A 12991-nucleotide genomic window follows, 5' to 3' on the forward strand; every position below is an offset into this window, starting at 1 on the left:
GCTCGATGTGGGCGCGTCCTCGCCCTCACCGGCCCGCCCCGATATGCCCGAGCGAGCGGATGCCGCGCTCGAGATGCCACTGCGCGTACGCGGCGATGAGTCCCGAGGCGGATGCCGCCGCGTGCGGGCTGCCGGCGTCGACGACATCCCATTCGCCGGCGATGAGCGCGCGCAGCCGGTCGCCCGTCTCGGGGGCGATGCGCGCCGATCCGGCGGGGGCGCACGCGTCGCACACCGAGCCGCCGAGGGGGGCGACGAAGCCCGCGTGAGGGCCGGTGCGACCGCAGCGCGCGCACGCGTCGAGCGAGGGCGCCCAGCCCGACAGAGCCATCGCGCGCAGCAGATAGGAGTCCAGCACCGCGCGGCTGTCATGCTCGCCCCGCGACAGCGCTCGCAGGCCACCCACCAGCAGCAGGTACTGCTGCGGCGTCGTCTCGGCCTCGTTCAGGCGATCGGCCGCTTCGACCATCGCCGATGCGGAGGTGTAGCGGTCGTAGTCGGTCGCGATCTCGGCGCCGTACGACCCGAGCGACTCGGCCTGCTGGATGATGTCGAGGCTGCGGCCCTTGTAGAGCTGGACGTCGGCCACCATGAACGGCTCGAGACGAGCACCGAAGCGGGACGAGGTGCGCCGCACGCCCTTCGCGACGCCGCGGAGCTTGCCATGGCGGCGGCTCAGCATCGTGACGATACGGTCAGCCTCACCCAGCTTGTGGGTGCGCAGGATCACGACCTCGTCGCGGTAGGTGGGCACTCATCGATTATCCCGCCGACCCACGACAATGGATCCGTGACGCAGACTCAGTTCGTGATCCCGTTGTGGGCCGATCTCACCGCGGTCGGACTCGGCGGCGTGCAGGGCGCGCTGTTCGCGTCGGGCTTCGTCGGCAAACGGCGCCTCGATCCCCTCGGCGTCGTCATCATCGGCATCCTGATCGGCATGGGGGGCGGCTTGATCCGCGATCTGCTCCTGAATGTCCCGCCGGTCACGCTGCAGAGCAACTGGTACCTCATCACGGCCACGACGGCCGCCCTCGTCGGGATGCTTCTGTCGAACGTGTTCCAGCGTCTGAACGCCGTGATCATCGGCCTCGATGCCGTCGTCATCGGGTTGTTCGGAGCCTTCGGCACGAGCAAGGCGCTGCTGCTGGGGCTGCCGATCGTGCCCGCGATCTTCATCGGCTCGTGCGCCGCCGTCGGCGGCAGCATCCTGCGCGACGTGATCCTCGGGCTGCCCGTCGCGATCATGCACGTGGGATCGCTGTACGCCGTCGCCGCGGCCGCCGGGTGCGCCGTGCTGGCGGGAACCGTCGCGTTCGGCGCTCCCCTCGTGGTCGCGGCCGTCATCGGGATCGTCGTGACCACCGTGATCCGCTTGCTCGCCGTCGTGTTCGACATCTCGCTGCCCGAGCAGCGCGCGTTGCACCGCCGCAAAGTGGCCGTCGAAACGTCCGCCATCCCGATCGTCAAGGAGTGAGCGCGCCCGACGCCCGGAAACGACAACGGCCCCGCCGAAGCGGGGCCGTTGCCGTGTGGCTTACTTGGAGCCGAAGTTCTTGAAGCGCTGGTTGAACTTCTCGACGCGACCGGCCGAGTCCATGATGCGCTGCTTGCCCGTGTAGAACGGGTGCGAGGCGGACGAGATCTCGACGTCGATGACCGGGTAGGTCTCGCCGTCCAGCTCGATCGTCTTGTCGCTCGAGACCGTCGAACGGGTCAGGAAGGTCTCGCCGGAGCCGAGGTCGCGGAAAACGACGGCGCGGTACTCGGGGTGGATGTCAGTCTTCATGGGATTCCTTACGTGGTGCCCTGGATTTTGCCAGGGCGAGGGAAGTCTGCGGTGCGTCTGCACCAAAGAGCGATCTTACCAGGTTCAGGATGCCGCGCGAGCCGCGTAGCGGCCGCCGTCGGAGGTGACGGTGATGGGCAGCCCGAACGTCGTCGAGAGGTTCTCGGCCGTGAGCGTCTCGGCGAGCGGGCCGGCGGCGACGGCGCGGCCCTCGCGCAGCAGCAGCACGTGGGTGAATCCGACCGGGATCTCCTCGACGTGGTGCGTGACCATGATCATCGCCGGCGTGGTGGGCGCCTGCGCGTACCCGCCGAGGAGGGCCAGCAGCTCCTCGCGAGCGCCGAGATCGAGGCTGGCCGTGGGCTCGTCGAGCAGCAGCAGCTCGGGGTCGGTCATGACGGCCCGCGCGATCTGCACCCGCTTCTGCTCGCCGTCCGACAGGGTGCCGAACGTCCGCTCGGCGAGGCCGTCGAGCTTCCATTCCGCGAGCACGCGCATGGCACGTCGCTCGTCGATGTCTTCGTAGTCCTCACGCCACCGCCCGAGAACCGCGTACGCCGCCGTGAGCACGACGTCGAGCACGGTCTCCTCCGGCGGCACACGGCGCGCCATCGCCGACGAGGCGAAGCCGATGCGCGGGCGGAGCTCGAACACGTCGGTGCGACCGAGGCGCTCATCGAGGATCTCCACGACGCCGGACGTCGGATGCAGCAGGCTCGCGGCGAGCTGGAGCACCGTCGTCTTGCCGGCACCGTTCGGCCCGAGGACGACCCAGCGCTGGTCGCCCGTGACCGTCCAGTCGACACCGTCGACGATGTTCCGGGCGTTTCGGCGGACGACGACGTCGGAGAAGTCCAGAACCTGCGGCATGGGATCAGCCTAGCGTCCGGCCCCCGCCACTCTCGCGTACAACGCCGCCGTCTCGTCGGCGATGGCCGTCCAGCTGAACGCCGAGGCCGCCCGCTCCCGACCTGCGGCACCGAACCGGGCGGCTCCCTCGGGGTCGCTCACGACCTCGGTGAGGGTGGCCGCGAGGTCCGCGACGAACTTCTCGGGATCCAGCGGCGTGCCCGTGCCGTCGTCGACCTGCTCGATCGGCACCAGCCGGCCGGTCACCCCGTCGACGACGACCTCGGGGATGCCGCCCGTCGCCGTGCCGACGACGGCGGCGCCGCACGCCATCGCCTCGAGGTTCACGATGCCCAGCGGCTCGTAGACCGAGGGGCAGACGAAGGTCGTCGCGGCCGTGAGGATCGCGCACAACTCGTCGCGCTGCAGGAACTCCTCGATCCAGACGACGCCGGAGCGCTCGGACTGCAGCTCGCGCACGAGACCCTGCACCTCGGTCATGATCTCGGGGGTGTCGGGCGCGCCGGCGCAGAGCACGACCTGCACGTCATCCGGCAGCATCCGAGCCGCTCGCAGGAAGTACGGCAGCCCCTTCTGCCGCGTGATCCGACCGACGAAGACGACCGAGGGTCGGGAGGGGTCGATATCAAAGCGCTCGAGCACCGCGGGGTCGTCCACCGGGCGCCAGGACTCCACATCGATGCCGTTGTAGATCACCGACACCTTCTCGGGGTCGAGCGACGGATAGCTGCGCAGGATGTCGCGGCGCATGCCGTCGCTCACCGCGACGATCGCGGCGGCGTTCTCGTACGCCGTCTTCTCGATGTAGCTCGACACCGCGTAGCCGCCGCCGAGCTGCTCGGCCTTCCAGGGACGCAGCGGCTCGAGGGAATGAGCCGTGATCACGTGCGGGATGCCGTGCAGCAGCGACGCCACATGCCCGGCGAAATTGGCGTACCAGGTGTGGCTGTGCACGACGTCGGCGCCCGCGACATCCCCCACGATCTCGAGGTCGGTGCCGAGCGTCTGCAACGCGGGGTTGGCCTCGGCGAGCCCGACGGGCGTCGCGTAGGAGGTCGTGTCGGCCTCGTCGCGGTCGGCTCCGAACGCGCGGACCTGCACCTCGATCGTCTCGCGCAGAGCGCGCACCAATTCGGTCACATGCACCCCGGCACCGCCGTAGATTGCGGGAGGGTACTCCTTCGAGACGATGTCTACACGCATGGCTCGAACGCTAGTACACAGCGTTCGGCGGGCCTAGTGTGGTCCCATGCCAGCAGCGCCCAAGGTCTTCGGAATCGTTCTCGCCGGCGGCGAGGGAAAGCGCCTGATGCCGCTGACGGCTGATCGCGCCAAGCCCGCCGTGCCCTTCGGAGGGCAGTACCGACTGATCGACTTCGCGATCTCGAACCTCATCAACTCGGGACTGCGGCAGGTCGTCGTCCTCACCCAGTACAAGTCGCACAGCCTCGACCGCCACGTGTCGCAGACCTGGCGGATGTCGGCGCTGCTCGACTCGTACGTCGCATCGGTGCCCGCGCAGCAGCGCCTGGGCAAGCGGTGGTTCTCGGGATCGGCCGATGCCATCCTGCAGTCCCTCAACCTCATCAACGACGAGAAGCCCGACATCGTCGTCGTGATCGGCGCCGACCACGTGTACCGCATGGACTTCCGCCAGATGCTCGACGCGCACATCGCGTCGGGCGCGCGCGCGACGGTGGCCGGCATCCGTCAGCCGCTCGGCCTGGCCAACCAGTTCGGCGTCATCGACGTCGAACCGACCGACGAGACGCGCATTCGGGCATTCCTCGAGAAGCCGCAGAGCCCCGTCGGTCTGCCGGACTCGCCCCATGAGGTCCTGGCCTCGATGGGCAACTACATCTTCAACACCGACGCGCTCATCGAGGCGGTCGAAGCCGACGGCGAGGTCCCCACCTCCAACCACGACATGGGCGGCGACATCGTGCCGTACTTCGTCGACCGGGGCGAGGCGGCCGTGTACGACTTCAAGCGCAACGATGTGCCCGGGTCGACGCCGCGCGATCGCAATTACTGGCGCGACGTGGGAACCATCGAGTCGTTCTTCGACGCCCACATGGACCTCATCTCGACCCTGCCGATCTTCAACCTGTACAACACCGACTGGCAGATCCACTCGCAGTCGGTGAACTCGCCGCCCGCGAAGTTCGTACGCGACAGCGTCGGCCGCATGGGCAACGCGATCGACTCGATCGTCTCGCTCGGCTCGGTCCTGTCAGGTACCCACCTCGAGCGCAGTGTCGTCGGGCCGTGGACGCTTTCGGGCGGCGGGGCGACGATCACCGACTCGGTCCTGTTCGACTACGTCAGCGTCGGCGCTGGCGCCCGTGTGCACCGGGCGATCCTCGACAAGAACGTCGTGCTCGAGGACGGCGCCACGGTCGGCGTCGACCGCGAACGCGATCTCGCGCGGGGGTTCACCGTCACCGACACCGGCATCACGATCGTCGGCAAGAACGCGCGCGTCGAGCGCTGACGTCCGCTCCCGCTAGCGTGGGTCCATGCCCCACGCGCGTTTCCTCGTCGTCTTCGATGCCGACTCGACCCTGCTGCGCAACGAGGTCATCGAGCTGATCGCCGACGAAGCAGGTCGCGGCGCCGAGGTCGCGGCCGCGACCGAGGCGGCGATGCGCGGCGAGGTCGACTTCGCCGCGAGCCTGCGCTCGCGCGTCGCCCAGCTCGCCGGCGTCCCCCTCACCGCGTTCGCGCGCGTGCTCGCGCGGGTCGAACCGACACCGGGCGCCGCCGAGCTGATCGAGGCCATCCATGCGCGCGGCGGAGCGGCCGCCGTGGTCTCGGGCGGTTTCCACGAGGTCCTCGACGAGGTGGCCCCGCAGCTCGGGGTCGACGTGTGGCGGGCCAATCGCCTCGGGACGACCGACGGCGCCCTGGACGGCAGCGTCGCGGGAGAGATCGTCGACGCTCAAGCGAAGGAGGACTCCCTGCGCCGCTGGGCGGATGAGCGGGGGCTGCCGCTGCGCCGGACGATCGCCGTCGGCGACGGTGCGAACGACCTGCGGATGCTCGCGGCCGCGGGGCTCGGCGTGGCGTTCAACGCCAAGCCGGCCGTCCGGTCACAGGCCGACCTCGTGGTCGACCCCGTCGATCTGCGAGAGCTGATCCCGCTGCTGCCGTGACGCCGTCGCGCCGCAGGCCCTGTTGCTGCGATCGGCCGGCGGGCTAGCTTCGGAGCATGCAGGTCATCCTCATCCCGGGCTTATGGCTCGATGCTTCTTCGTGGGACGAGGTGGTGCCCGCGCTCCGGAGCGCCGGCCACACCGTCCACCCCCTGACGCTGCCGGGCGTCGGGTCGTCCGACGAGAGCGATCTCGGGCTGACCGACTGGATCGCCGCAGTGGTCGAGCGCATCGACGACTGCGACGGCCCCGTCGCTCTCGTAGGCCACAGCGGCGGCGGGAACGTCGCGTGGGGCGCCGCTGACGCCCGCCCGGACCGCATCGCGCACGCGGTCTTCGTCGACACCGTGCCGCCTCCTCCGGGGGCCGAGATCTCCGAGTTCCCGATCGTCGACGGCGTCGTGCCCTTCCCGGGGTGGGACTCGTTCGACGAACCCGACGTCGCCGACCTCGATGCTCCCGTCCGAAAGCGGTGGGCCGAGCGGACCGGCCCGGTCCCGCGCCGGGTTCCGACCGACCCCGTCCGGCTCGCGGACGCGCGACGCCATCGGATCCCGGTCACCGTCTTGTCCGGGTCGGCCGACGAGGCCACGCTGCGGGCCATGCTCGCGAACTGGCCACCGTTCGCGGACGAGTTCGCCGCCATCGAGAACGTGCGGGTCGTCGAACTGGGCTCGGGCCACTGGCCGCAGTTCTCGCAGCCGGCACGGCTCGCGGCCGAGATCGTGGCCGCGCTGGAGTGAGCGTGCGGGGTCAGTGCCCCATGCCGAGACCGCCGTCGACGGGGATCACAGCACCGGAGATGTACGCGGCGTCGTCGGAGGCGAGCCACGCGACGGCTCCCGCCACCTCGGCGGACGAGCCGTAGCGCCCGGCGGGGATGCTGCGCTTGTACTCGGCCTGGGTGTCCTCGGGCAGGGAGGCCGTCATGTCGGTCTCGATGAAGCCGGGGGCGACGACGTTGGCGGTGATGCCGCGGGCGCCGAGTTCGCGCGTGAGCGAGCGGGCGAAGCCGACGAGCGCCGCCTTCGACGACGAGTAGTTGATCTGCCCGGCCGAGCCGAAGAGCCCGACCACACTGGAGATGAGGATGACGCGGCCCCACTTGGCCCGCAGCATTCCCTTCGACGCACGCTTCACGACGCGGAACGCGCCGCCCAGGTTCGTCGACACCACGGAGTCGAAGTCGTCCTCGGTCATGCGCAGCAGCAGGGTGTCCTTCGTGATGCCGGCGTTCGCGACCACGACCTCGACCGGGCCGAGCTCGGCCTCGACCTGCGTGAACGCGGCGTCGAGCGACGAGGCGTCGGTGACGTCGGCGCGGACCGTCAGCGTGCCTTCCGGGCCCTCGCCCGAACGCGCGGTGACCGCCACCCGATGTCCGTCGGCGACGAATCGCTCGGCGATCGCGCGGCCGATGCCGCGGTTGCCTCCGGTGATGAGGACGACTCGGGACGTGGACATGCGACTCTCCTGTGACGGTGGCGGGGACCCGGCAAGCCTATCGGCCACTTGCGCGCAGCCCGCGGACGATAGGCTGGCGGCTCGACGTCGACGAGGAGCAGATGTGAGCGACCCGAACCAGCCGCAGCAGCCGAATTCGCAGCCGGACAGCGCGTCCTCCGGCGCACCGGTCCCCCCGCCCGCTCCGCCGTATGCGACGCCGCCTCAGGGTGGCTACCAGCCGGCCGCTCCCGGCTACCAGCCGGCGTCCTACCCGCCGCCGGCGTACGGATACGGCGGCGGATACGTCCAGCAGAAGACGAACACCCTCGCGATCGTGTCGATGATCGCCTCGATCGTCGGATTCGTCTGGATCCTTCCGATCATCGGATCGATCGCCGGCGTCGTGATGGGGCACATCTCGCTGTCGCAGATCAAGCGGACGAACGAGAAGGGCCGCGGCATGGCGATCGCGGGCCTCATCGTCGGATACGCCGGCCTCGCCCTCGCCGTGATCGGCGTCATCATCTTCGCGTCCTTCATCGGCTGGGCGATCGAGCAGGACAGCTCCAACAGCTACTCCTCGACGTTCTGAGCCGGGCCGTGCGGCATCCAGCGGGCGTATCCTGGGTGCACCGTGAAGCACCATCCCGCCACCCCGTCGGCGACCTCGCTGCCGCGAGCGCCGCACGACGACTCCTCCCGCCGCATGACGAAGTACTTCATCATGATGGCGGTACGTGTGGTGTGCTTCATCCTCATGGTGGTCGTGGCACCGTACGGCTGGCATACCGCGGCGTTCGCGATCGGAGCGGTGTTCCTGCCGTACTTCGCCGTCGTGGTCGCGAACGTGGGCGACGACGTCCGCGAGCCCCCCGCCGTCTCGCCGCTCTCCGCTCTCCCCGCGACGCCCGAGCAGCCGGCCGAGGCGGCTCGGCCGGAGAAGCCCACCGTCATCGAGATCCGGGAGTCTCGGCCCGAGTGAACGACATCGAATGCTCGCGGGCGGGATGCCGGGCGGGCGCGCGTTGGCGCGTCGTCTGGCGCAACCCGCGGATCCACACGGCGGACCGCCGCAAGGTGTGGACAGCGTGCGACGAGCACGTGTCGTACCTTCGCGGATTCCTCGCCGCGCGAGACTTTCCGGTCGAGGTCGAGCCGATGACCGAGGCGACGGCGTGACCGGCAGAACGGCCCTGCGGTGGGCCGGCTACGTCGCCGTCGCGATCGCGTTCGCGGTCGCCTGCGCGTTCCTGTCCAACTGGCAGTTCACGCGGAACGAGGACCGCAGCGCTCAGCTCGCGCTCGTCGAGGCGAACTACGACGCCGAGCCCGCTGAGCTCGACGAGCTCTTGCCTCGCGGCGGCGCGCTCGACCCGGCCGACGAGTGGCACCCGGTGACGATGACCGGCGAGTACCTCGCCGGTGACCAGGTGCTCGTCCGCAACCGCCCCCACGGCGGCACCTCGGCCTTCGAGGTGCTGGTGCCCTTCCGGACGACGGACGGTCGGGTGTTCGTGGTCAACCGAGGCTGGGTACCGCCGGGGCGCGACAGCCCGGAGCCCGACGCCGTCGCGGCGCCTCCGGCCGGTACGGTCACCGTGGTGGCCCGGCTCAAACCGGCCGAGGCGGCCCCCACCTCGGGACGCTCGGCGCCCGAGGGGCAGGTTCCCACGATCAGCCTGGACCTCGTCGCCGCCGAGGCGGGACTGACCGGCGATGTCGTGACCTCCGCGTACGGCCTGCTCGTCTCGGAGGACCCGGCCCCGGCCGAGGCGCTGGGCGCGCTCCCCACGCCGTCGGAAGACCCCGGTCCCCACCTCTCGTACGCGATCCAGTGGATCCTGTTCGCGATCATGGGTTTCGTCTTCATCTGGTACATGATCCGTACCGAGCGCCGGCATCGCCGCGAGGACGAGGAGGATGCCGCCGCCGCGGCACTCACCGACGGCGAAGCCTCGCCCGCCGTCGACACGGTCGTCCCGGCGACGCTGCGCCGCCGGCGCGACGGCAAGCGCGATCGCGACATGGAGGACGAGGACGCGATCCTCGACTCGTCCCGGCGCTGACCCGTTCGCTCAGGCGAGCGTGATGAGCTCGAGGTAGTCGCGGCCCCAGATGTCCTCGACCCCGTCGGGCAGGATCAGGACGCGCTCGGGATTGAGAGCCTCGACAGCCCCCTCGTCGTGCGAGACCAGCACCACGGCACCCTCGTAGTGCGCGAGCGCTCCGAGGATCTCGTCACGGGACGCGGGGTCGAGGTTGTTCGTCGGCTCGTCGAGCAGCAGCATGTTCGCCGACGAGACGACGAGGGTCGCCAGTGACAGACGGGTCTTCTCGCCGCCGGAGAGGACGCCGGCGGGCTTGAGCACGTCGTCGCCGGTGAACAGGAACGAACCGAGCACCTTGCGCGCCTCGGTCTCGGTGATGTCCGGTGCCGCGGACATCATGTTCTGCAGCACGGACCGCGAGACGTCGAGGTTCTCGTGCTCCTGCGCGTAGTACCCGATCCGCAGACCGTGCCCGGGCTCGAGGATGCCGGTGTCGGGCTGGTCGACGCCCGCCAGGATGCGCAGCAACGTGGTCTTACCGGCGCCGTTGAGCCCGAGGACGACCACCTTGGATCCGCGGTCGATGGCGAGGTCGACATCCGTGAAGATCTCCAGAGAACCGTAGGACTTCGACAGACCGGAGGCCATGAGGGGCGTCTTGCCGCAGGGCGCCGGCTTCGGGAAGCGCAGCTTCGCCACGCGGTCCTCCTGGCGCACCTCGTCGAGCCCCGACAGCAGCTTCTCGGCCCGCGCGACCATCTGGTGTGCCGCGGCGGCCTTGCTCGCCTTCGCGCCGAAGCGCGCAGCCTGCTGCTGCAGCGCCGTCGCCTTCTTCTCGGCGTTGGCACGCTCCTTCTTGCGGCGCTCCTCGTCGGCGACGCGCTGACGGAGGTAGTTCTTCCAGTTCATGTTGTACACGTCGATCACCTGACGCATGGCGTCGAGGTAGAACACCCGATTGACGGTCTCCCCCACCAGCTCGACGTCGTGGCTGATGACGATCAGGCCGCCCTTGTACCCCTTGAGGAACTCGCGCAGCCACACGACGCTGTCGGCATCGAGGTGGTTCGTCGGCTCATCGAGGATCATCGTCTGCGCGTCCGAGAACAGGATGCGCGCGAGCTCGATGCGGCGACGCTGACCGCCCGACAGGGTCTTCAGCGGTTGGTCGAGGATACGGTCGGGCAACGAGAGGTTGTGGGCGATCGAGGCCGCCTCCGCCTCCGCCGCGTAGCCGCCGAGGGCCTCGAACCGTTCCATGAGGTTCCCGTAGCGTCGCATCGCCTTGGCCGCGGTCGTCGCGTCGTCGGATCCCATCTCGAGCGACGCCGCCTGCATCTCGACGGCGATGGTCCCCAGCCCGCGGGCGTCGAGGATGCGGGTGCGGGCGAGCATCTCGGGATCGCCCGAGCGCGGGTCCTGCGGCAGATAGCCGAGCTCGCCGGAGCGCTCGACCTTGCCGTCGCTGGGCAGGAGGTCGCCGGCGAGCACCTTGGTCAGCGTCGTCTTGCCGGCGCCGTTGCGGCCGACGAGACCGATCTTGTCGCCGCCCGAGACACGGAACGACACGTCCGACATCAGCGTGCGCGCACCCACGCGGATTTCGAGGTCGTGCACGGCGAGCACAGCGATCTCCAATCGTCGAGAACAGGGGAAGCAGCCGAACGGCCAGCCTCCCATCCTAGCCCCGGGCGTTCTGCGCGGATGCGACTGTCGTCACGCCGACGAATGGATGTGACACAACGGATCGGCCGTTCCTTTATCTCGAAGGACCAATCGGCAGCCCACCGGGTCACCCTAGGCTGATCCCGCGGCCCCGCGCAGACCGGGCCGCCCGACTCGAAGGAGCCCCATGTCCCTCGCTGCCTCACGCCGCCCGGTTCTCGCCGACGTCGTCGGACGCCCCGCCACCCGCCTGCGCGCGCTCGCTGTCGACGCGGCGCTCGTCGCCACCGGCGTGGCCTTCGTCGCCCTGCTGGCCAAGGCGTCGTTCTTCATCGGCCCCATCCCCATCACCGGTCAGACCCTCGGCGTCATCGTGGTCGGAGCGGCCCTGGGCGCCCGCCGCGGCGCGACCGCTCTGACGGCCTACCTGCTCGCGGGACTGGCCGGGATCCCCGTGTTCGCCGGGCCCATCGCCGGTCCGGCCTATGTGCTCGCACCCTCCTTCGGCTTCGTCCTCGGGTTCATCCCCGCCGCTGCCATCGCCGGCTGGTTCGCAGAGCGCGCATGGGACCGCCGGCCGGCGCTCGCGTTCGTGGGCTTCGTCGCCGCCTCGATCGTCCCCTTCCTCGTCGGCGTGCCCTACATGGCGGCTGTACTCGCCCTCGTCCTGGGCCAGGAAGTGACGCTCCCCGGTGTCCTCGGCGCCGGCGTGTGGCCCTTCGTCCTTCCCGGCCTGATGAAGGCGGCGGCCGCGGCGCTGCTCATCCCCGCGACGTGGGCGCTGGTTCGGGCCGTCGACCGACGGTCGCGCCGCTGAGCCTCGGCGGTGGCCCCGGAGCGCGGCTCGCACCGGGGCCACTGCCGTTCTTCACGGCGGACATTCATCCCACCGGTAACGGATTAGCGCGGAGAGTCCCGGAGACGTAAAGTAAGCCTGTCCTTACTTTCTTCTCCTCTGGAGGAACCTGTGCCCCGTACCCGCACAGCCGCCGCCACGCTGGTCGCGGCCGCCCTGCTCCTGACAGGCTGCGGCTCGACCGCCGCCTCCGGCGACGCCCCCGCCGCATCCAGCGGCGCATCGTCCGACGCCTTCCCCGTCACGATCGAGCACGCTTTCGGCGAGACCACGATCGAGTCCAAGCCCGAACGCGTCGCCACGGTGTCGTGGGCGAACCAGGAAGCCGCGCTCGCCCTGGGCGTCGTCCCCGTCGGCATGCCCGCCGTCACGTGGGGCGACGACGACGGCAACGGCATCCTCCCCTGGGTGGAGGACAAGCTCGAGGAGCTCGGCGCTAAGACGCCCGTCCTCTTCGACGAGTCCGAGGGCATCGACTTCGAGGCCGTCGCCGACACCCAGCCCGACGTCATCCTCGCCGCCTACTCCGGACTGACGCAGGACGACTACGACACCCTCAGCAAGATCGCACCGGTCGTGGCCTACCCCGAGGTCGCGTGGGGAACCACCTGGCAGGACCTCACGATGATCAACGGCACGGCGCTCGGCCTCGAGGACGAGGCGCAGACCCTCGTCGACGACCTGACGGCGCACCTGGGCGAGCTCACCGCCGCCTATCCCGAGATCGCCGGCAAGACCTCGCTCTTCAGCTCGTTCGACGCGACCGATCTCAGCCAGCTGGGCTTCTACTCGCTCGAGGACCCGCGCGCCCTCTTCCTCGAAGACCTCGGCCTGACCTCCGCGGCGACGGTCGTGGAACAGTCGAAGAACACTGATCAGTTCTGGATCACCAACAGCACCGAGGAGATCGAGCGCTTCGAAGACCTGCAGGTCCTCGTGACCTACGGCGATGACGCGACGCTCGCCGCCATGCAGGCCGATCCGCTGCTCTCGCGCATCCCCGCCGTGGCGTCGGGCGCCGTGGTCGTGCTCCCCATCGCGAACGCGCCGCTCTCGGCCGCCGCCAACCCGAGCCCGCTGTCGATCACCGACGACCTCACGGCGGAGTACATCGACCTCATCGGCGCGGCCGCGCAGAAGGCCGCCTCGTGATCCGCACCGC

At 70.0% G+C, this 12991-nt stretch carries 16 protein-coding genes; 10 read left to right on the forward strand and 6 right to left on the reverse strand.

The window, feature by feature from the left end:
* Nucleotides 1-25 precede the first annotated feature (25 nt).
* On the reverse strand, nt 26-754 hold the full coding sequence (gene recO, locus JOF37_RS03430) for a DNA repair protein RecO (RefSeq protein WP_210005085.1): 729 nt from the start codon (nt 752-754) through the stop codon (nt 26-28).
* Nucleotides 755-790: 36 nt separating this feature from the next.
* Here recO and JOF37_RS03435 point away from each other — a divergent pair, with 36 nt between their 5' ends.
* Nucleotides 791-1477: a trimeric intracellular cation channel family protein gene (locus JOF37_RS03435; protein ID WP_210005086.1), complete on the forward strand. Its 687-nt coding sequence runs from the start codon at nt 791-793 to the stop codon at nt 1475-1477.
* 60 nt (nt 1478-1537) lie between these two features.
* On the opposite strand, the gene JOF37_RS03440 is transcribed toward JOF37_RS03435, so the two are convergent.
* From JOF37_RS03440 to glgA, 3 genes are all read right to left on the reverse strand, one after another.
* Nucleotides 1538-1789: a type B 50S ribosomal protein L31 gene (locus JOF37_RS03440; RefSeq protein WP_018186539.1), complete on the reverse strand. Its 252-nt coding sequence runs from the start codon at nt 1787-1789 to the stop codon at nt 1538-1540.
* Nucleotides 1790-1873: 84 nt separating this feature from the next.
* Complete coding sequence (locus tag JOF37_RS03445) at nt 1874-2659, reverse strand: ABC transporter ATP-binding protein (RefSeq protein WP_210005087.1); 786 nt, start codon at nt 2657-2659, stop codon at nt 1874-1876.
* A gap of 9 nt (nt 2660-2668) precedes the next feature.
* Entirely contained in the window at nt 2669-3862 is a 1194-nt protein-coding gene (gene glgA / locus JOF37_RS03450; RefSeq protein ID WP_210005088.1) for a glycogen synthase, read from the reverse strand.
* A gap of 46 nt (nt 3863-3908) precedes the next feature.
* On the opposite strand from glgA, the gene JOF37_RS03455 reads away from it, so the two are divergent.
* From JOF37_RS03455 to JOF37_RS03465, 3 genes are read left to right on the forward strand one after another with little or no spacing between them, the layout of a single operon-like run.
* Nucleotides 3909-5153, forward strand: coding sequence for a glucose-1-phosphate adenylyltransferase (locus tag JOF37_RS03455; protein WP_210005089.1), 1245 nt, complete (start codon nt 3909-3911; stop codon nt 5151-5153).
* A 25-nt stretch (nt 5154-5178) separates the two neighbouring features.
* On the forward strand, nt 5179-5814 hold the full coding sequence (serB, locus tag JOF37_RS03460) for a phosphoserine phosphatase SerB (protein ID WP_210005090.1): 636 nt from the start codon (nt 5179-5181) through the stop codon (nt 5812-5814).
* A 56-nt stretch (nt 5815-5870) separates the two neighbouring features.
* Complete coding sequence (locus tag JOF37_RS03465; RefSeq protein WP_210005091.1) at nt 5871-6557, forward strand: alpha/beta fold hydrolase; 687 nt, start codon at nt 5871-5873, stop codon at nt 6555-6557.
* Nucleotides 6558-6567: 10 nt separating this feature from the next.
* On the opposite strand, the gene fabG is transcribed toward JOF37_RS03465, so the two are convergent.
* Nucleotides 6568-7278: a 3-oxoacyl-ACP reductase FabG gene (gene fabG / locus JOF37_RS03470; RefSeq protein ID WP_210005100.1), complete on the reverse strand. Its 711-nt coding sequence runs from the start codon at nt 7276-7278 to the stop codon at nt 6568-6570.
* Nucleotides 7279-7381: 103 nt separating this feature from the next.
* Here fabG and JOF37_RS15650 point away from each other — a divergent pair, with 103 nt between their 5' ends.
* Genes JOF37_RS15650 through JOF37_RS03490 form a run of 4 tightly spaced genes read left to right on the forward strand, consistent with a single transcriptional unit; the run spans nt 7382 to nt 9326 of the window.
* Entirely contained in the window at nt 7382-7852 is a 471-nt protein-coding gene (locus JOF37_RS15650) for a DUF4190 domain-containing protein (protein ID WP_271174851.1), read from the forward strand.
* A 42-nt stretch (nt 7853-7894) separates the two neighbouring features.
* Nucleotides 7895-8242, forward strand: coding sequence for a DUF3099 domain-containing protein (locus JOF37_RS03480; protein ID WP_271174850.1), 348 nt, complete (start codon nt 7895-7897; stop codon nt 8240-8242).
* Nucleotides 8239-8439 carry a hypothetical protein gene (locus JOF37_RS03485; RefSeq protein ID WP_210005101.1) on the forward strand — a complete coding sequence of 67 codons (201 nt, stop codon included), beginning with the start codon at nt 8239-8241 and terminating at the stop codon, nt 8437-8439. The genes JOF37_RS03480 and JOF37_RS03485 overlap by 4 nt, the downstream gene beginning before the upstream one ends.
* Nucleotides 8436-9326 (forward strand): SURF1 family cytochrome oxidase biogenesis protein, encoded by an 891-nt coding sequence (locus tag JOF37_RS03490; RefSeq protein WP_210005102.1) that lies wholly within the window; start codon nt 8436-8438, stop codon nt 9324-9326. The genes JOF37_RS03485 and JOF37_RS03490 overlap by 4 nt, the downstream gene beginning before the upstream one ends.
* 9 nt (nt 9327-9335) lie before the next feature.
* Here JOF37_RS03490 and JOF37_RS03495 read toward each other — a convergent pair whose 3' ends face one another.
* Complete coding sequence (locus tag JOF37_RS03495) at nt 9336-10934, reverse strand: ABC-F family ATP-binding cassette domain-containing protein (RefSeq protein WP_210005103.1); 1599 nt, start codon at nt 10932-10934, stop codon at nt 9336-9338.
* Between the two features lie 226 nt (nt 10935-11160).
* On the opposite strand from JOF37_RS03495, the gene JOF37_RS03500 reads away from it, so the two are divergent.
* Both JOF37_RS03500 and JOF37_RS03505 read left to right on the forward strand, forming a co-directional pair.
* Entirely contained in the window at nt 11161-11790 is a 630-nt protein-coding gene (locus JOF37_RS03500; RefSeq protein WP_210005105.1) for a biotin transporter BioY, read from the forward strand.
* A gap of 150 nt (nt 11791-11940) precedes the next feature.
* The gene (locus JOF37_RS03505) at nt 11941-12981 is read left to right on the forward strand and encodes an iron-siderophore ABC transporter substrate-binding protein (protein WP_210005107.1); all 1041 of its coding nucleotides are present in this window, start codon (nt 11941-11943) and stop codon (nt 12979-12981) included.
* Nucleotides 12982-12991: the final 10 nt, after the last annotated feature.

The organism is Microbacterium imperiale (assembly GCF_017876655.1).
In the GTDB taxonomy this organism is placed as follows: Bacteria; Actinomycetota; Actinomycetes; order Actinomycetales; family Microbacteriaceae; genus Microbacterium; species Microbacterium imperiale.

Bases quoted from the DNA above. Each gene is read 5' to 3' on its own strand.
- JOF37_RS03440 (WP_018186539.1), bottom strand. From the start codon at position 1,789: ATGAAGACTGACATCCACCCCGAGTACCGCGCCGTCGTTTTCCGCGAC.
- JOF37_RS03445 (WP_210005087.1), bottom strand. From the start codon at position 2,659: ATGCCGCAGGTTCTGGACTTCTCCGACGTCGTCGTCCGCCGAAACGCC.
- glgA (WP_210005088.1), bottom strand. From the start codon at position 3,862: ATGCGTGTAGACATCGTCTCGAAGGAGTACCCTCCCGCAATCTACGGC.
- JOF37_RS03455 (WP_210005089.1), top strand. From the start codon at position 3,909: ATGCCAGCAGCGCCCAAGGTCTTCGGAATCGTTCTCGCCGGCGGCGAG.
- serB (WP_210005090.1), top strand. From the start codon at position 5,179: ATGCCCCACGCGCGTTTCCTCGTCGTCTTCGATGCCGACTCGACCCTG.
- JOF37_RS03465 (WP_210005091.1), top strand. From the start codon at position 5,871: ATGCAGGTCATCCTCATCCCGGGCTTATGGCTCGATGCTTCTTCGTGG.
- fabG (WP_210005100.1), bottom strand. From the start codon at position 7,278: ATGTCCACGTCCCGAGTCGTCCTCATCACCGGAGGCAACCGCGGCATC.
- JOF37_RS03500 (WP_210005105.1), top strand. From the start codon at position 11,161: ATGTCCCTCGCTGCCTCACGCCGCCCGGTTCTCGCCGACGTCGTCGGA.